General features: G+C 63.2%; 13 protein-coding genes and 1 pseudogene. 8 read left to right on the top strand and 6 right to left on the bottom strand.

Going from position 1 to position 17237, the window contains the following annotated elements; translation table 11 throughout:
• Positions 1 to 10: 10 nt before the first annotated feature.
• Positions 11 to 2593 (top strand): hypothetical protein, encoded by a 2583-nt coding sequence (locus HMPREF2559_RS10735; RefSeq protein ID WP_066492636.1) that lies wholly within the window; start codon positions 11 to 13, stop codon positions 2591 to 2593.
• A gap of 2 nt (positions 2594 to 2595) precedes the next feature.
• The gene (locus tag HMPREF2559_RS10730; protein WP_070540708.1) at positions 2596 to 3291 is read left to right on the top strand and encodes an MOSC domain-containing protein; all 696 of its coding nucleotides are present in this window, start codon (positions 2596 to 2598) and stop codon (positions 3289 to 3291) included.
• A gap of 15 nt (positions 3292 to 3306) precedes the next feature.
• Here the strand turns inward: HMPREF2559_RS10730 and HMPREF2559_RS10725 are convergent, their stop codons facing one another.
• Positions 3307 to 3669, bottom strand: a complete 363-nt coding sequence (locus HMPREF2559_RS10725; protein WP_066492641.1) for an HNH endonuclease signature motif containing protein — start codon at positions 3667 to 3669, stop codon at positions 3307 to 3309.
• 250 nt (positions 3670 to 3919) lie between these two features.
• On the opposite strand from HMPREF2559_RS10725, the gene HMPREF2559_RS10720 reads away from it, so the two are divergent.
• Positions 3920 to 5419: an IS1096 element passenger TnpR family protein gene (locus tag HMPREF2559_RS10720; RefSeq protein ID WP_066492643.1), complete on the top strand. Its 1500-nt coding sequence runs from the start codon at positions 3920 to 3922 to the stop codon at positions 5417 to 5419.
• A gap of 21 nt (positions 5420 to 5440) precedes the next feature.
• On the opposite strand, the gene HMPREF2559_RS10715 is transcribed toward HMPREF2559_RS10720, so the two are convergent.
• From HMPREF2559_RS10715 to HMPREF2559_RS10705, 3 genes are all read right to left on the bottom strand, one after another.
• Positions 5441 to 7135: an ATP-binding protein gene (locus HMPREF2559_RS10715; protein WP_066492645.1), complete on the bottom strand. Its 1695-nt coding sequence runs from the start codon at positions 7133 to 7135 to the stop codon at positions 5441 to 5443.
• A gap of 461 nt (positions 7136 to 7596) precedes the next feature.
• Positions 7597 to 9006 (bottom strand): aldehyde dehydrogenase family protein, encoded by a 1410-nt coding sequence (locus tag HMPREF2559_RS10710; protein WP_066492646.1) that lies wholly within the window; start codon positions 9004 to 9006, stop codon positions 7597 to 7599.
• 81 nt (positions 9007 to 9087) lie between these two features.
• The gene (locus HMPREF2559_RS10705; RefSeq protein WP_070540705.1) at positions 9088 to 10563 is read right to left on the bottom strand and encodes an NAD-dependent succinate-semialdehyde dehydrogenase; all 1476 of its coding nucleotides are present in this window, start codon (positions 10561 to 10563) and stop codon (positions 9088 to 9090) included.
• Between the two features lie 145 nt (positions 10564 to 10708).
• Between HMPREF2559_RS10705 and HMPREF2559_RS10700 the strand changes: the two genes are divergently transcribed.
• Positions 10709 to 11065, top strand: a complete 357-nt coding sequence (locus tag HMPREF2559_RS10700; protein ID WP_070540702.1) for a YbaN family protein — start codon at positions 10709 to 10711, stop codon at positions 11063 to 11065.
• A 173-nt stretch (positions 11066 to 11238) separates the two neighbouring features.
• Here the strand turns inward: HMPREF2559_RS10700 and HMPREF2559_RS10695 are convergent.
• Both HMPREF2559_RS10695 and HMPREF2559_RS10690 read right to left on the bottom strand, forming a co-directional pair.
• Positions 11239 to 11463, bottom strand: a pseudogene (locus HMPREF2559_RS10695) (ABC transporter ATP-binding protein); the annotation flags it as partial.
• Positions 11464 to 11589: 126 nt separating this feature from the next.
• Positions 11590 to 12180, bottom strand: coding sequence for a hypothetical protein (locus HMPREF2559_RS10690; RefSeq protein ID WP_070540696.1), 591 nt, complete (start codon positions 12178 to 12180; stop codon positions 11590 to 11592).
• Positions 12181 to 12653: 473 nt separating this feature from the next.
• Here HMPREF2559_RS10690 and HMPREF2559_RS10685 point away from each other — a divergent pair, with 473 nt between their 5' ends.
• From HMPREF2559_RS10685 to trpCF, 4 genes are read left to right on the top strand one after another with little or no spacing between them, the layout of a single operon-like run.
• A complete protein-coding gene (locus HMPREF2559_RS10685; RefSeq protein ID WP_066512501.1) occupies positions 12654 to 14165 on the top strand; it encodes an anthranilate synthase component 1 in 1512 nt (503 codons plus the stop codon).
• Positions 14165 to 14803 (top strand): anthranilate synthase component II, encoded by a 639-nt coding sequence (locus HMPREF2559_RS10680; RefSeq protein ID WP_070540693.1) that lies wholly within the window; start codon positions 14165 to 14167, stop codon positions 14801 to 14803. The genes HMPREF2559_RS10685 and HMPREF2559_RS10680 overlap by 1 nt, the downstream gene beginning before the upstream one ends.
• 10 nt (positions 14804 to 14813) lie before the next feature.
• Positions 14814 to 15839, top strand: coding sequence for an anthranilate phosphoribosyltransferase (gene trpD / locus HMPREF2559_RS10675; protein ID WP_070540690.1), 1026 nt, complete (start codon positions 14814 to 14816; stop codon positions 15837 to 15839).
• Positions 15829 to 17235, top strand: coding sequence for a bifunctional indole-3-glycerol-phosphate synthase TrpC/phosphoribosylanthranilate isomerase TrpF (gene trpCF, locus HMPREF2559_RS10670; RefSeq protein WP_070540688.1), 1407 nt, complete (start codon positions 15829 to 15831; stop codon positions 17233 to 17235). Before trpD ends, trpCF begins: the two co-directional genes overlap by 11 nt.
• The last annotated feature ends 2 nt before the right edge of the window (positions 17236 to 17237 follow it).

Genomic DNA, 17237 nt, shown 5'->3' with positions numbered 1-17237 from the left:
GATGGAGCAAATGAGTCAGGACAACCGCCTTAATCAATCGTCCACATTTTCTGCTTCTGCTTCGGCAGATGAAGCCCTCGTCACCGGCATGCCGCACCTGACGTGGAGCAACTCAACCCACAGCCTCGCCATCGACATCCCAGCGATTGCGACAACGGGCTACACCTGGACCGTGGCGGTCACGGACCTGGAGGGGGAGACCACCACGCGCGTCCTGCGCGCCGCGGCGGGCGATGAAGAACCACTGCTCGTGGCGCTGTCACAGCCGTTCGCCCGCATCGATCTCGCGTTGGGGGAGCACTTTAAGGCCACCTTCATCGGCGCGACCGCACAGTCCCCGTACATCGTGCTCGATGACCGCGCCCGCGTCGTGGACGCGCGACAGGGTCTCTTCCCGGCGCACTACGTCCTGCTGGCGCCGGCTGGCACGGTGGTCTCCGGGATCTCCGGGGTCTCCGAGACCCATCACGCGCACGGCGAATGGGACGGCTGGGCGGCCTGGAACCTGGACGTGGAGGGGGCATCGGAAGGCTCGGAGCTGTCCCTCATCACACCGCAGGTCAGCGCGGCAAGCTTCGCTGTGACCGCCCCTGCGGCCTGGGAGTGGGGCACGGACGTCGCGACGCTGCCGAACGCGCGCGGGCTCGACCACCGGCCGGTGTTTAAGGCGTCGCCCACGGTGACCATCACGCAGCCGGGCGAGTGGGTCATTCAGCTCGTCTACGCGCCGCTGGGCGGCGAGCGGGAGCCGATTTCGGACGAGACGGTAGGGGAGGGGACCTTCGAGATTTTCCCCTCTGACCTCTACGAAGACCCCTGGGTCGGCCGCTACGAGGTGGGGCTGCTGCGCGACGGCGAGCAGGTGGATATGCGCGTGTTCTCCATCGCGGAGGCGCTCCACATGCGCGCGAAGAACGAAGGTCCGCGCGGCACCGGCTTCCGGTTTATCGACGCAGCTGGTCAGCTCTCCCCGTTTAGCTACACGCTCGCCTCGGCGCCAGGCAAGGCGATTGTGTTTGACAAGGGCACGCGCGAATTCGAGCCCACGGAAACCTCCCGAATGGAGACGGTCGCGAGCGAGGCCGGCTACGAACTCGATTTCCGAGTGACGCCCGCGACGCTGCGCACGCGCGTGAAGCTCACCGGCACCGAACCCACGGAATCCTTCGATAAGCAGGTCATTTACGCCAGCCTGCTCGATGCGGATGCCGCGCTCACGGTATACTCGCCGCAGCCGCTGCCGCTCGCCAAGTTCGTGGCCATTGATAAGCGCCAGAAGATGAAGTCGCTCGCCTCGACCGCCGGCTCCACGCAGTCACACCGCAACGTTTCCCTGTCCAACCGCGCGCTGCGCCACGCGGTGCGCAAGCAGTCCTCCATGGAGCTCTACCTCCTGTGGTCGACGTTGTCTTACGAGGACTTCCTGGACTCGCTTGACGATGCCGCCCGCTCCCGCCACCTTGCACAAGCCCCCGAGCGCCGCGTGGTGGAATACGAGGCATCTGCCGCCTCGGATCTCATTTACGCCGCCATCGCGACGGTGAAGCGTGCCCCGCTCATCACCGGCGCCACGCTCTCGGAGACCCACGTCGAGCTCTCCTTCAACGAAGAAGAAGAAGAGATTTCGGATCTCCTCGTCTGGGCCTGGCCCTTGAACGACCCGGCTCGTTCCCCGGAGCGCCTCGTTGACCTGGCGCTTCCTTCCTCTTTGCAGGAAGCTGGCCCACTTATCATCGACGCCCGCGCGGAAGAGCCACTCACTGACCTGTCCGCGCCCGCGCACCCGGCGCCAAATGCCGTCATCGCGGAGGCCCCCGGTGAGGTAAGCTTTGCCGACGCTACGGTGGAAGAAGCCTGGGCCGCCTACGCCGCGCTCGAGGCCCTCGCCACCGCGAGCCGCAACGCCCGCATCGAGTCCACCTTCGCCGCCGTCCTCGAGCGCCTGCGCGCGGAGCCCGGCGCCGCCGTGCGCGCACTGCCCGCGTCCGGCCTCTCATTGTCCCGTCAAGCGAAAGCGTTGGCGCAGACCCAACTTGTGGCTCACCCATGGAACGTGGGCGTCCCCGCCGGCGCCGCCTCGGAGCTTTCCCTCGCCTTTAACTCCGGCATCGACTCGCTCACTCGCCCGCTGCTCCTCATGAAGGCCTCCGGCCCCGACGCAACCCCGTCCTCAACAGCCATCAACGACGAGGCCGCCCGCATCGCGGCCCTGCGCGACTGCTTCGCGCACGACGAGGACTTCTACCGCCTCGGCTCCGTGAGCCACCTGCGCGGCGACGCCCAAAAGCTCGCCAGCGTACTGGGCCAACTGGGATTCGACACCTCCGTCTCGCATACCCTCGTCGCGCTCGGCGCCTTCGGTGGTGGCGACACGCCGTTCGTCTCTGCGGCCTGGATGCCGTACATCTCGTACGTCTTCGCACTCGCGTTCCGCGCCGTCGCCGCTGGACTGCTCCCACAGCCCGCCGTCCTCGCCATCCTCCAGGACGACCTGCCCCAGCTTGCCGATGCCGCCGCGCTCGCCCCCGCACTCTTCGCCTACGACCTTCGCACAGCGGAGGGACTCACCCAATATCTATGCAACAATAGATAACCATGCAGGTTGTCTCCACGAATATCGCCGTTCCACACGATCACTCCGTCCGCCGGTATCCCACGACGGGCATAGACAAACACCCGGCCGCGTCCATTAACGTCTCCGCGCCTGGTCCGAACTACGGGGACGGATCCGGCGTGGCCGACGACTTCGTAGGGGACAGCGACTTTCACGGCGGCGCCCACAAGGCGGTCTACGCTTACGCTCGCGAGGAACTCGACTTCTGGGAGACCGAGTTCGGGCGACCGCTTCGCAGCGGCATGTTCGGCGAGAACCTCACCACCTCCGGCGTCGTGTTCCGCGATCTCCTCATCGGTCAGCAGGTTCGCGTCGGCTCCGCTCTCCTCGAGGTTTCCGTACCCCGCACGCCCTGCGGCACCTTTGCCGAGTGGCTGGGGGAGCGCGGCTGGGTCAAGACCTGGGCGGATCGCGGCGACTGCGGTGCCTATTTCCGGGTGCTCGAGCCCGGCCGCATTACACCCGGCGACGCGCTCGAGTTCATCGGGCGCCCCGATCATGACGTCACCATGGGCATGGCCTTTCGCGCCAAGTTGGGCGATTTGGAGCTCGCCCGCCACGTCGTCGAGGTCCACTGCTTGCCGGATATCCATCACCTGCCGATGGCAAAGCGCGTTGAGGTCGCGGACAAGCACGCGAAACTCCGTGTTTCACGTGGAACATCGCATTCCGAGTAATACTCGGTCTGTTTTCTAGTCGTCGAAGCTGATCTCCTCGGAGTCGGGGAGGGGGACGAAGTTGCGTTTAATGGCTTCCCAGATGCCATCTTCAAAGAGCCAGTAGCCGGTTCCGGTTGCGGGCTCGAGGATGTAGTCCCACCGCCGGTCTGTCTTCACGTTGTGGTGATAGTGGCATACGGCGATGAGGTTGTCGGTGCAGGTGTCTGCGCCTTCGCCGGTTTCGACGTGGTGGTCACGCTGTGCGTGCTTGGCGGGCACGGTGCAGTCGGCGCGGCGGCAGGTACCGTCGCGTGCTTCGATAAACGCGCGGATGGCATCTATGGGGACGTTGGCGTCGGGCGGGTGGTTCGGGTTGCCTGGCGGAACAGTGGCCATGAGAGACTACCCCCATCAAGGCGTGAGATTGGGCGTTCGAGAGCTAACGCACCCCGGCAAATCCATCCCCGTTGGTGTCCGTCAACACTCTCGAATCAGCAGATACCAAATTGGAAAACTCCTACTCAGGGGTACCCGCTCACATCGCTGGGAACCTCGTTGCACAATATATTGGGCAATACGTGATAGCCGTATTTTGCATTTTCCCAGGTAGAACGGATGTGCCGACTTTCTTTGTAGTATCGCGGCCATGATTTCTCACATGATTACTCTCACGTCCATCAACTCCTACGAAACTCTGTCCCGCACACTCATCGTCCCGGAAGCCACGACCTTCGACGATCTCCACCACCTCATCTGCGCAGCCTTCAACTTCGACGCCACGGGGTTCCACTATTTCGAGGTCGAACCCACTTCGTTGTCCGATGACCCCTACGACTTCCATCATCCCGAGTCCTATGACTGCGTCATTGAGGCCCTCGAAACGGATGCCGTGATCCGCTACGAAGGCGGACCGGGAGAGGAGTGGACCATCGAGGTCGAGCACCTGCAGTACTCTCACCGCATGCACCGCCGGGCCATGCTCGTCGACGCCTGTGGCGCAACTCCTCCACCGGGCACGTCGTTTGACGATTGGTACACCGTCCAGGGCATCATCAAAGCCGTGCAGAAGAAGGGCACGAAGCTCACCGATGAGCAGCTCAACACCTGTGAGCGAGTCTTGGGCACTCGGTCGATCAAGCAGATTCGTATCTCCGACGCAGACCCCCGGCGCGCTAAGCTCGCGACGCTCACGGACGCTGTGCGCAGCGTCGTCATCACGGGCGAGCTCCAGGCAAGCCCCCAGTTCGAGCTCGCCCGTGCCACGCTGGGACCCGCACTGCCGTTCTGGAAGACGCAGCAGTTCGAAGACGCCGCCATCGCCGCCGCACAGGCCGGAACATCCGTGCCCGCTTTCCTCGCAGATCAGCTCGACATCCCAGGGCTCGATGCACTCGTGGGCGCCTTCGTCTCCACCGAGCAGTTCGGCCTCTCCGACTCCGGTGCGGCTACCGTGGGACGCGCCGTGAAGAAGATTGTGCGCATGGCCCCCACCCTGCGTCTCAACGAGGATCCCCACCCGCCGCTCTCCTTCGACGACGCCGCCCGGATCATTCGCTCCGTCCACCCCGTACCTCTCTGCGAGCATCACACGATCGCCGTGGCCGGCATCATGATTGAGAACCTTGCCAACATGCAGCTTCTCGTCCTCGATCGCGAGAAGGGCGCAGTCCGCGTCACCGCCGAAGCACTGGAACTCACCGAGCTCGCCCCGGCCGAGCTGGGACGTGCCCTGCTCGACTACTATCCCGTCGGCAACCGCGACCGGCTCATTCTCGACAGTCTGCTGTCGTTGTACTTCCTCTACAGCGACCTCGTCTTCCATCCGCTCGCGGATATGCGCGGTGTCCACATCACACAGGTGCAGAACGAATTCCTCGACCATGTTGAGGAAGCGCTCTGGCCGCGCCAGGGCGGCGGCCTCATCCACTCCTACGTGGACCACATTCTAAGCTCCGCGGCCTGCCTCGGTCTGCGCGACCGCGAGGCGCCGCGCGGCTGCATCCACCTGCCGCCGGATGTCATCGGCTTCCTCCAGGAGGCGCTGCGCCGCGCCCTGCCGGAAATGCTGGCGCAGGATCGCTCGTCGAGTTCCACCGTGGACGCGCCACAGGCGCCGCTCAGCGATGTGCTGGCGGTGGCGAACTAGGGTTGCCGAGCCGGCGCCACATCAAGCGAGGTGATACTTGCGGTTACGGCTTGTCAATGGGGCCGTCGCCTCGATTAACCCCACGTCGACCAGTCCGGAAAGGCGCGGGCGAACCCGGCTCAAACTCAGCCCGATTCCTTCTGCCACCTCATGGCTCGACAACGTCCCCTTGTCTGCGAGCAGGGCGAGAATCTTCTCCTGCTCGCTATCCAATCCCAGGCTCGAAGTCGATAACACAAAACGTTCATCGGTCGCAGCATCGAGGACTCCGTCACGTACACCGCGTTCGAGACACGCGCGCGCATCATCGGAGTCGAGTCCCAAGTGCTCACGCAACATGTGCGGGGTCACGGCGCCGAGATCGCGCGCAAAGACCAGCGCAACCTGCAATGCTCGCTCCGCATGTGGCGCCACGGAATCCACCCACCGGGCGATGGCGTCATCCATGAGCCCAAAGCGGGATAACACCACCACGAACTCGCCGCCGCGATCTATGAACTCTGGGCCGGGAAGCCCTGACTTCGTCATTGCCTGGAACATGCGGGGAACGCCGCTGCCTTGGTTTTCTGACACCGTACCGCTGCCGCGTGCTGCTGGCGTCCGACTGAGCAGCGACGACAAACGCCGATTGCGCGACATGGAGCTATTGTCTCGGATATTGTCCACGGTGCGGTCGCCCCATAGCCCGCCCGGGTTCCTGATTTCCACCCGATCGGCAAAAATGTCCACGGCAATCTGACGCCCCTGCACAATCGGCGAATAGTCGCGGTGCATGACGGCGTTGGTAATGGACTCGCGCACGACCATCTCCGGAATTTCCGGCTCCCGGTCGACCTGCGCGTCGCGCTCGACGTAGCGCACCCGCATTTCCTTCATGACGGCATCGACCGCGGATTGGATGGCCAATGGAATAGGACCATCGCACATCTCACGGCTGCGGAAACGCGTTCCATCGTCACTGGCTCCCTTTGCAACTCCTGGGTGGGACGTGACATCGATAAACAACTGCGGGAAGAACTGCTGCGGATAGTGTCCAAACGTCAATACGCCCGCCAGCGTGGGCACGCCACTAGACAGAACGTTGAGCCGCGCCAGCACATCGGTAAGGTCCTCGGCACCCTCCACCACGCGCGAGTTGTGAACACGCAACGTCTCCACCATGGCTGCGGCAGCCTCAAGATCGAGGTCCTCTAACGCCGCGCCATTGACGATAGCGGCGTCAGAGTCATCCGGAATGAAGCGGCTTTGCCACTGATAGATTTCATAAGCGCTCATTCGCTTATCCGCGTCGCCCACACGCTTAAACGTGCCATTCTTTAAGCCCTTAGCCGTTACGTAGCATGGCATGTTGCGCTGATGCTGCGGATGGAATCGCATCGGTTCAATGCCAACCATAATGACCGGATGATCCCGCCAGGTTTCCGTGCTGATTTGATATTCCGGAACCGGTGTAACTTTCGTACCCGCAGAGGACTTTTCATTGAGCCCACTAAGCAATTCATCCCGGATTTTCTGAGGAGAGAAATCCTCTGCAGGTACAAAGCCCTCCGGTGTCTCGTTCACGCCAAGAACGACAACCCCACCGTCAGTATTGGCAAACGCCGAAATGCTATCCCACACCGACTTCCCTAATGACGATGCCGTGCGTTTTACTTCAATCCTCTGGTTATCAGAATCATGATGTTCCAAGACATCAACTACCGCCTCGAAATCCATCGCTTTTCCCCGTCTCGTCGTGACTCGCCCAAAACGCACCCGCGACTGTAGCTGTTGCGTGAGTGATCTCCATAATATCGTCACTCATCGTGAAATACGAGCATTTTTTCATGAGTGATCGAAAATTTAGCGTGAGTGATCGTCCGAAGTAGCCGCAAATCGATGAGTGATCTCTGCTTAGGGATGAGTGATCGGGGTTCTGGCGTGAATGATGGCCATTTTCGGCTAAGGGATAGCGTCACTCATCCGAGTGAGAGAATCGGATTCGTAGTGTGTATGATACGGCGAATTTTCTCGGATTTCTGCAGGACACATACATATTTCAAGCCTTGCGGGTGTCCGGATGAGGGGGCCAAGCGGCGCGAGAAAAACGAGAATCCATCACTGACGATGAGTGATCGTCAGTGATGGATGAGTGATCGGGAGTGATGGATGAGTGATCGGGAGTGATCGGTGCGCGGCTAGCCGTTGATGATGTGCGGGTAGGCGAGGCCCTTGAGACCCTCGGTGCCGAACTCGACGCCGTAGCCGGAGGACTTGATGCCGCCGAAGGGGACGCGGGGGTCGACGCCGCCGTGGCCGTTGATCCACGTGGTGCCGGCCTCGAGGCGTGCGGCGACTTCGCGAGCGCGGTCGCGGTCCGAGGACCAGACCGAAGAGCCGAGGCCAACGTCGAGCTTGTTGGCCTGCTCGATGGCCCAGTCAAGGTCGGTGTACTTGATGATCGGCAGGGCTGGGCCGAACTGCTCCTCGATCACGAGCGGGTTGTCCGGGTCGATATCTGCGACGAGCGTAGTGGGGTAGAAGTAGCCCGGCGCGTCGTAGTCCGGGTCGCCGCCCAACAGAACGCGGGCGCCGGAGTCCTGGGCGGACTTCACGAGTCGGTCGACGATGTCGAACTGCTGTTGGTTTTGCAGCGGGCCGAGGACGTTCTCTTCCTCAAGGCCAACGCCCATGGGGGAGGCCTTAGCGACTTCGACGAGGGCATCGCAGACGGCGTCGTAGAGGGACTCGGGCACGTAGAGACGCTTCATGGCGGCACAGGTCTGGCCGGTGTTGATGAACGCACCCCAGAAAAGGTCGCCCGCGATGGCGGCTGGGTCCGCGTCGTCGAGAACGATGCCGGCGTCGTTGCCGCCGAGCTCGAGGGTGAGGCGCTGGAGGTTCGCGGCGGAAGACTCGACGATCTTCTTACCGGTCGCCGTCGAACCGGTGAACATGATCTTGTCGATGTCCGGGTGGGAGGTCACGGCGGCGCCTACGGAGCCGTCGCCTGTAACGACCTGGAGGAGGTTCGCCGGCAGGACGTCGTTAATCACGGCCGCGAGGGCGAGGACGGAGAGCGGGGTGTACTCAGAGGGCTTGATGACGACGGCGTTGCCCATGCGCAGAGCCGGGGCGAACTGCCACGTGGTGATCATCATGGGCCAGTTCCACGGACCGATGGCACCTACAACGCCGAGGGGACGGTAGTGGACCGTCGCGGTGATGTCGTCATCGACGGCGGTGTAGTCGGGGGACTCGAAGGAGGCGGTGGCACGCAGCCACGCGGCGCAGGCACCTACCTCAAAGCGGGCGTTAGGACCGTTGAGCGGCTTGCCCTGCTCACGGGAGAGGAGCTCGGCGAGGGGCTCGGCGGCGGCCTCGACGGCATCGGCAGCTTTGAGCAGGAGCTCGCACCGCTCCTCATCCTTGAGGGCAGCGAAGTCTTTCTGGGCAACGCGCGCGGTCGCAACGGCGTGGTCGAGGTCCGCGACGGTGCCGACGGTGTAGGTGCCGATAAGCTCGCCGGTCGCCGGGTCGTGGACCGGTGACCCGCCGTCAGTGGTGACGGCAGCGAGCAGATCCGCGTAGGTGCTGAACTGAGACATAAAACCTCCTGGAGAAAGCGTGAGTCAAAATGTGACTCACGATACTACATCTCCAGGAGGTGATAGATCGTTACGCGGCGCTTAGGCGTTGGCGTAGGGGTTGCGGACGCCGATGTACTGCAGCGAGGTGTACTCGGCGATGCCCTCGGCGCCGCCTTCGCGGCCCATGCCAGACTGCTTCACGCCACCGAACGGGGCAGCGGCGTTGGAGATGACACCCGCGTTGTAGCCCATAAGGCCGAACTCCAGGCCGTCAGCGAGGCGCCACATGCGGTCAGAGTTTTCCGTGTAGACGTAAGACGCCAGGCCGAACTCCGTGTCGTTGGCGATCTCGATAGCCTCGGCCTCCGTGGAGAACGTGAGGATCGGCGCGACGGGGCCGAAGATCTCCTCCTGCGCCACGCGGGCGTCGCGGGAGACGTGGGTGAGGACGGTCGGGGTGTAGAAGTAACCCACGCCCTCACCGGGCTTGCCGCCGATAAGCGCGGTGGCGCCCTTCTCAACGGCGTCGTCCACGAGCGAGGTGACATTGTCGAGAGCCTTCTTTTCGATGAGCGGGCCACAGGTAACACCCTCGTCGAGGCCGTTGCCGAGTTTGAGTTCGCCGATCTTCGCGGCGAACTTCTTCGCGAACTCGTCGGCGACGGACTCGTGGACGATGAAGCGGTTGGCCGCGGTGCAGGCCTCGCCGATGTTGCGCATCTTGGCACCCATCGCGCCTTCGACCGCCTGGTCCAGGTCGGCGTCCTCGAAGACGATGAACGGCGCGTTACCACCCAGCTCCATGGAGGTGCGCAGCACGTTGTCCGCGGCAGCCTTGAGCAGAGTCTTGCCCACCGGAGTCGAGCCAGTGAAGGAGACCTTGCGCAGGCGAGAGTCTGCCATGAGCGGCTCGGAGATGGCGGACGCAGACTTGCCGGAGACGACGTTGAGGACGCCAGCCGGAAGGCCTGCCTCAATCATGGTCTGGGCGAAGTACTGGGACGTGAGCGGCGTGAGCTTCGCCGGCTTGAGCACCATGGTGCAGCCAGCAGCCACGGCCGGGCCTACCTTGCGGGTCGCCATGGCAAGCGGGAAGTTCCACGGGGTAATGAGCAGGCACGGGCCCACCGGCTTGCGGCGAGTGACCATCTGAATGGTGCCCTCCGGCGCCGGCAGGGTAGCGCCATAGTCGCGGACGGCCTCCTCACTGAACCAGCGCAGGTACTCGGCGCCGTAGGTCACCTCGCCGTAGGCCTCGGCGAGCGGCTTGCCCATCTCCAGAGTCATGAGAGCAGCGAACTCGTCCTTGCGCTCCGTCACGAGATCGAAGGCGCGACGCAGGATGTTGGAACGCTCGCGCGGGGAGGTGCGCGCCCACTCGTCCTTGACGGCACAGGCGGCATCGAGGGCGGCCATCGCGTCATCCGAACCTGCGGACGCAAGCGTCGCAAGAGTCTCGCCAGTGGCGGGGTTCTCCACCTCGAAGGTCTCACCCGAGGCGGCGTCGCGCCATTCACCATTAATAAGGAGACCCGTAGGCACCTTTGCGAGCAGTTCGGAGACTTTTACTCCCATTGTCAGATCCTTTCTTGTGGAGAGTTATGCAGGCCACGCTACGCGGGTTTTGGGTGCCCGGATCGCATTTCCTTCGCATGGGGGCACCTGATGAGTTTCACGTGAAACATTGGATGTGAAGGGCAAGCTTAGTAAGGTAACCCTCATGCTTCGACCACTCCTGCTAGCCGCCGGCTGCGTGTCCCTTACGATGGGCGCCGTGGGCGTCGTCCTGCCCCTCATACCGACGACACCATTCCTGCTTGTCGCGGGCTTCTGTTTCGCGCGCAGCTCGGACCGCTTCCATTCGTGGCTCATGAGCCACCCTGTTTTCGGCCCCTACATCCACAACTTCCGCTCGGGACAGATGTCCCGCAAAGACAAGGCACGGACAATTCCACTGCTGTGGGCGAGCATCTTGTTGTCTGCATTCCTCATCGGGAAGATGTTCGCGTGGATTCTGTTGCCCACCATTGCGGTGTGCGTGAGCATCTATATCCTCCGAATGAAAGAACCCGACTAATCGCCGTGGCTTCTCATGCCCGGCCGCCTCGTCACAGCTCCAGCCAGAACCTGGATGCTCGCGGCGGGCGGGGAGTTATGCTCCTGCAGGACGGTGCCGGAGGTTAACGCAAGGAGGGTCTGGCAGGGGCCGTCCGTGACGAGGCACAACGCCGGGGTAGGGGCATCGGAAAGCTAGTGCAACAGGGTGCGGTCAGAGACACCCTTGATTTTTGCGAACTCCGCCATGAGGTCGTCCACGGTGAGCTGCGCCTTGGTCTCGGCGTCGGCGGAGTAGATGATGCGCCCCTCGTGCATCATGATGAGGCGGTTGCCAACGCTGAGGGCCTGGGCCATGTTGTGGGTGACCATGAGCGTCGTGAGGTTGCCTTCAGCGACGATGCGGCGGGCGACATCCGTGCCAGAGACGGTGATAGTGCCCGTGTCGACGGGCAGGTGTCGACTTCCTATCGGAAGAAATACTTGTGTGAAGCGTAATTTGCTGTTGCTCGGTGGGTTTTCAGTCACATGAAAATATGTGCCCCACTAGAGGTGCTCCTCCGCTAGCTCCGTAAGCTCGGCCTCAAGCTCCGCCGAGCTTTCCGATGCCCCCTGCACCGACTCCAGCGCCTCCTTCACCGTCGCCTCGGGATGTGCAATGAGGTAGTAGAACGCCTCCACGAGGTGGCGGTAATGGTCCGCCCATTCCTCCTCGTTCTCTTCCGGAAACGTGAAGTCCTCGGTCCAGTGCAGTCCGAAGTAGCGGTATTGGGTGCCATTCACGACCTCGCGCGCGTATGTCCCCGGCAGGTGCGCGAAGCGACGGCCGGGCGCGTAGGCGCCAAAGACCGGCCTGCCGTCATCGTCGCCCACCACAAGCCAATCACTGTCGTAGTACTTCACGAGGGCCTGGCCGAGCACGAGCTCGACATCCTCGACGCTCATCTCTGGGGCGACGGCGCGAGCGAACGCGTCGACATAGGGTGCGCGCCACGGCTTGAGTCCATCGAAGCGCGGGTCGGCGGCATGGGCCGCCTCGAAGCGGGCAAAGGCTTCCTCCGCGTCGGCACGGCGGTTGGCGAGTTCGGTAGAAAACTGGTCCTGGAGCAGGGCTAACTTTTCTGCGAGGGTGTCCATGTGGCCGAGGTTACAGAGATCATCCCTTCAACGCCATGACACGGCAGAATGCAACTGTCCTCAACTGTGTGTGCCGACCCGCCCGCGATAATTTACGAACTCATGGCAAAAACTGACGCCTCATAGTAAAAATCTGACGGTTCATAGTGAAACTTTCGAAAGACTTTTACTATGAGAGCGACCTCGCCAACAGAGGAGGGAGCGCCGCCGCGTGAATGAATTATGGGAAAAACCTCCCGCCCGGTGGAAGCGCGTGCTAACGTGTGTCTCATGCAACTTCTGACCAACAACACCCAGAACTGGTGGTGGCGCGCGTAACGGCGGGCCGGTTGAAAGCAACCCAGAAAGTTAAGGCTCGCGTGTACGCGGGCCTTTCGTGGTTTTCATAGCCACCCGGCGCTCGCGGCGCGAACCTTTAGCTGACAAAATAAAACAAGCTACAGATATTATTTAGCCGCGAAAGGGCACTGAAAATGCCACCACTACTTGCGACAGCCACACGCGAGATTCCCTATGAGCAGGACGCTTCCCTGCTCTTCCACCGGCTGGCGACGGCGCACGACAGCCTGCTGCTCGAGGCGGCGGATATCGAGTCGAAGAAGAACGTCAACTGCATCGCCGTTCTCCAAGCAGCACTTAAGGTCACGTGCCGGGGTCAGCACGTCATTGCTACGCCCCTAACCCCAGTGGGCGACGCAATGCTGGGCCGACTCAAGGAACAACTTGCGGATCACTTCGACGGCGAGGCGTTCGTCTTCGAGCTCTCAGAGAAGGTGGACGAGCGCGAGCGTCTGCGAGACGTATCGACCGCAGCGGTGTTGCGCGCCCTGCAGCTCGATGCGGGATACTCCGACGGCATGCTGCCCTTCATCGGCGGCGGCTTCGCCTATGACTATCTCGAGACCTTCGAGAAGCTGCCGAAGGTAGGGGAGGGGCCAAACGATTACCCAGACTATGAGTTCGTCGTCGCGCAGACTCTCCTCACGGTTGATCACCTCGCGGGCACCGCGGCGCTGCATGCGGTCAACCTGACGGAAGAGGCGGCATCGGCAAGCTTGGCGGCGCTCGCGGAGACTGCGGCGAAGGATCTGGAGCCCGCGCCGAGCCGCGATCGGGTCACCGCGACCGCTTCGATCCCCGACTCAGAGTTCAGGGCAATTGTGTCACAGTTACAAAATAACGTCACAGCGGGCGACATCTATCAGGTGGTGCCGGCGCGCGCATTTTCGCTCGAGTGCCCGGATGCCTTCGCGGCCTACCGCGCGCTGCGCGAGTCGAACCCGTCGCCGTACATGTTCTACGTCCGCGGCGCGGACTACGAACTCTTCGGCGCCTCGCCAGAGTCCAACCTGAAATTCACGGCGGCGACGCGCGAGGTGCAGCTCTATCCCATCGCCGGCACGCGCCCACGCGGCCTCAACCCAGACGGCACCATCAACGACGAACTCGACATCCGCAACGAGCTTGAGATGCGCACCGACCACAAAGAGGTCGCAGAGCACACCATGCTCGTGGACCTCGCCCGCAATGACTTGGCCCGCGTGGCGGTGCCGCGGACCCGTCGCGTCGCGGACCTGCTCCAGGTGGACCGCTACTCGCGCGTCATGCACTTGGTCTCGCGCGTGACGGCGGAGCTGCACCCGGACTTCGACGCGCTCGACGCGTACCGCGCGTGCATGAACATGGGCACGCTCACCGGCGCGCCCAAGCTGCGCGCGATGGAGCTCATTCGTGAGACGGAGAAGGTACGCCGCGGTTCCTACGGCGGGGCAGTGGGGTACTTGAAGGGCGACGGCTCGATGGACAATTGCATTGTCATACGCTCGGCCTACGTCAAGAACGGGACCGCCGTGGTCCAGGCGGGAGCGGGCGTCGTGCGCGACTCCGTCCCGCAATCCGAGGCTGATGAGACGCTCCACAAGGCCTACGCGGTCTTGAGCGCCATCGCCGCCGCTCATCATGCCACGCTGGAGGTTGTGCGCTAATGACTTCACCCAAGGTCGTATTGATCGATAACCACGACTCCTTCGTCTACAACCTAGTCGACGCACTCGCCGGCTTCGACACCACGGTCTTCCGTAATACTGTCTCCGTGGACGAGATCCTGGGCGCGCGCCCGGACATCATCTGCCTGTCGCCCGGCCCCGGCCACCCGACAGAGGCGGGCTGCATGATGGAACTCATCGACACCGTCCTGGGCACGATACCACTGTTCGGCATCTGCCTCGGCTTCCAGGCACTGCTGCATCACCACGGCGGCACCGTCGAGCCCTGCGGCCCGGTGCACGGCGTCTCGCTCCCGATGACGCTCACGCCAGAGGGTGCGAAACACCCACTCTTCGAGGGGCTCACCACCGACGTGGAGCCTGACAATCCGAACTACGTGGGCACGCAGGTCCCGGTTGCGCGCTATCACTCACTGGGCTGCACGAGCGTGCCCTCCGGCATGCGCGCGCTGGCGACCACTCGGACTGACATCGGCGACGTGGTCATGGCGGGGGAGACTCTCGACGGCATGGCGGTGGGTGTCCAGTTCCACCCCGAATCCGTGCTCACTCCTAAGGGCCCCATCATGTTGGAACGGGCCATTCACCAACTCACTACTCACACGACAAACCGATAGGACACGCATCATGACGAGCCACGACTCACTCAAGACCCTGCAGCGCTTCCTCGATATCAAAGAGCCGACGATGGAGGAGGCCATTGAGGTCTTCACTCCATTGACCGTCGGCGACTACGACGAGGTCCACATCGCGGCGTTGCTCACCTGCATCCGCACGCGCGGCGAGACCTTCGCGGACGTTGCGGGCGCGGCGAAGGCCTTCCTCAAGGCGGGCCGCCCATTCCCGATTACCGGCGAGGGTCTCATGGACACCGCTGGCACGGGCGGCGACGGCGCCAATACGATTAACATCACGACGGCCGGCTCCCTCATCGCTGCCGCCGGCGGCGTGAAGATGATCAAGCACGGCAACCGTTCGGTCTCTTCTAAGTCCGGCTCCGCGGACGTGCTCGAGGCGCTCAACATTCCGCTCGACCTTGACCCTGAGCGCGCCGTTCGCCAGTTCGAGGCCTCCCATTTCACGTTCCTCTTTGCCCCGGCATACAACCCAGCCGTCGCGCACGTGCAGCCGGTGCGCAAGGCACTGGGCGTGTCCACGCTCTTCAACACGATGGGCCCGCTGCTCTCCCCGGGCCGCCCGGAGCATCAGCTCATGGGCATCGCCAACCCGGCACAGGGCCAGCTCCTCGCCGAGGTCTTCCAGGAACTCGGCCGCAGCCGCGCCCTTGTCGCGCACGGCGCCGGCACGGACGAGATCGCCGTCCACGGCACGACGGAGTTCTGGGAGCTGCGTGACGGTGAGATCACGCACTACGCCAAGGAGCCGGAGGACCTCGGCATCGAGCGTCACGAACTCGCGGACCTCGTGGGGGGCGACGGCGAGGAGAATGCGGCGCTCATTCGTGCGGTCTTCGAGGGAACCGGAAGCCCGGCCCACCGTGACGCCATCGCGGCATCGGCAGGCGCAATGCTCTACCTCGACGGCCAGGTCGAGACCCTCAAGGAGGGCACGGAGAAGGCCCTGGGTCTACTCGCGGACGGCACGGTTGCCGCATGGTTGAAGAAGCACGAGGAGGCGAACTATGCCGAATAGTGTGCCGACAGTCCTCGAGGGCATCGTCGCGACCCGCCGCACGCATCTGCCCGCCATCCGCGAGCGCCTCGCAGGCGTGGACCTCGAGAGCTTGCCGCGTTCCGAGCGCTCGTTCTACGACGCGCTCAATGGAACGAACCGCTTCATCATGGAATGCAAGTCCTCGTCCCCATCGCTGGGCCTTATTCGCGAGCACTACGAGCCGGGTGCCATCGCGCGCGTCTATTCGCGGTACGCATCCGCCATCTCGGTGCTTTGCGAGCCGGAGCGCTTTGGCGGCGACTATGACCACCTGCAGACGGTGGCACTCTCCACACACCTGCCCGTGCTGTGCAAGGACTTCATTATCGACCCCATCCAGGTCTACGCGGCCCGCTATTTTGGTGCGGACGCCATCCTGCTCATGATGTCCATCGTGGATGACGAGACCTACGCGGAGCTCAAGGCGCTCGCTGACAAGCTCGGTCTCGACGTCCTCACGGAAGCCATTACGGAGGAGGAGGTCGACCGCGCGGTCGCATTCGGCGTCGACGTCATCGGCATCAACAACCGCAACCTCCACGACCTCACCATCGATCTGGGCCGCACAGCGCGCCTCGCACAGTACATACCAGAAGGCAAAGTTGTCGTCTCCGAGTCGGGCATCCGCAACAATCAGACGGTACGCGAGCTTGGCGCCGACGCCAATGCGTTCCTCGTCGGCTCGCAGTTGACTGGTACGCCGGACATCGACCGCGCGGCGCGGAAGCTCGTCTACGGCACACACAAGGTCTGCGGCCTCACCACATGGAGCGCCGCCCAAGCCGCCCGTGCGGCGGGCGCGGTCTACGGCGGACTCATCTTCGAGGCCGCGTCACCGCGTAATGTTTCACGTGAAACCGCGGAAGATATCATCGCGCACGAGCCGGATCTCGTGTACGTCGCCGTCTCGCGACGCACCAAAGGATGGGAGGAGCTCGCGCTCGACGGTGTAGAGGCCTTCCAGATTCACGCGCCACTCCAGAATTCGGTGGAGGAGGAGCGTGCCCTCATTGCCGCCGTTCGTGCCGCGGCAGGGGAGCGCGAGGTGTGGCGCGCCCTCGACATGACGGACCCGCGCGGGCCGCAGTTCGCGGCCGCACTCATCGAGGACGTAGACATGCTCGTCCTTGACTCCGGCAAGGGTGGCACTGGCACGTCCTTCGACTGGTCGACGGTCCCGGATGCAGTGAAGGAGAAGGCGTTGCTCGCGGGCGGCATCGGTCCGGAAAATGCGATTCGCGCCCTCCACGTCCGAACCGCAGGGTTGGACATCAACTCCGGCGTCGAACGCCAGAAGGGCGTCAAGGACACCGGACTCATTGCGCGCACCTTCGCGAAGATTCGAACTTTTAACAACGGAACCACAGAGGATTAAAC

Origin of the sequence: Corynebacterium sp. HMSC072G08, from assembly GCF_001809185.1 — a bacterium.
GTDB classification, from domain to species: Bacteria; Actinomycetota; Actinomycetes; order Mycobacteriales; family Mycobacteriaceae; genus Corynebacterium; species Corynebacterium phoceense.
The sequence above is the reverse complement of the archived record's forward strand: the minus strand, read 5'-3'. Positions and strand labels throughout refer to the sequence as shown.

Coding starts and splice junctions, on each gene's coding strand:
- HMPREF2559_RS10680 (WP_070540693.1), top strand. CDS start 14,165: ATGACTTCACCCAAGGTCGTATTGATCGATAACCACGACTCCTTCGTC.
- HMPREF2559_RS10690 (WP_070540696.1), bottom strand. CDS start 12,180: ATGGACACCCTCGCAGAAAAGTTAGCCCTGCTCCAGGACCAGTTTTCT.
- HMPREF2559_RS10730 (WP_070540708.1), top strand. CDS start 2,596: ATGCAGGTTGTCTCCACGAATATCGCCGTTCCACACGATCACTCCGTC.
- HMPREF2559_RS10735 (WP_066492636.1), top strand. CDS start 11: ATGAGTCAGGACAACCGCCTTAATCAATCGTCCACATTTTCTGCTTCT.
- HMPREF2559_RS10705 (WP_070540705.1), bottom strand. CDS start 10,563: ATGGGAGTAAAAGTCTCCGAACTGCTCGCAAAGGTGCCTACGGGTCTC.
- HMPREF2559_RS10715 (WP_066492645.1), bottom strand. CDS start 7,135: ATGGATTTCGAGGCGGTAGTTGATGTCTTGGAACATCATGATTCTGAT.
- HMPREF2559_RS10710 (WP_066492646.1), bottom strand. CDS start 9,006: ATGTCTCAGTTCAGCACCTACGCGGATCTGCTCGCTGCCGTCACCACT.
- HMPREF2559_RS10725 (WP_066492641.1), bottom strand. CDS start 3,669: ATGGCCACTGTTCCGCCAGGCAACCCGAACCACCCGCCCGACGCCAAC.
- HMPREF2559_RS10685 (WP_066512501.1), top strand. CDS start 12,654: ATGCCACCACTACTTGCGACAGCCACACGCGAGATTCCCTATGAGCAG.
- trpD (WP_070540690.1), top strand. CDS start 14,814: ATGACGAGCCACGACTCACTCAAGACCCTGCAGCGCTTCCTCGATATC.
- HMPREF2559_RS10720 (WP_066492643.1), top strand. CDS start 3,920: ATGATTTCTCACATGATTACTCTCACGTCCATCAACTCCTACGAAACT.
- trpCF (WP_070540688.1), top strand. CDS start 15,829: ATGCCGAATAGTGTGCCGACAGTCCTCGAGGGCATCGTCGCGACCCGC.
- HMPREF2559_RS10700 (WP_070540702.1), top strand. CDS start 10,709: ATGCTTCGACCACTCCTGCTAGCCGCCGGCTGCGTGTCCCTTACGATG.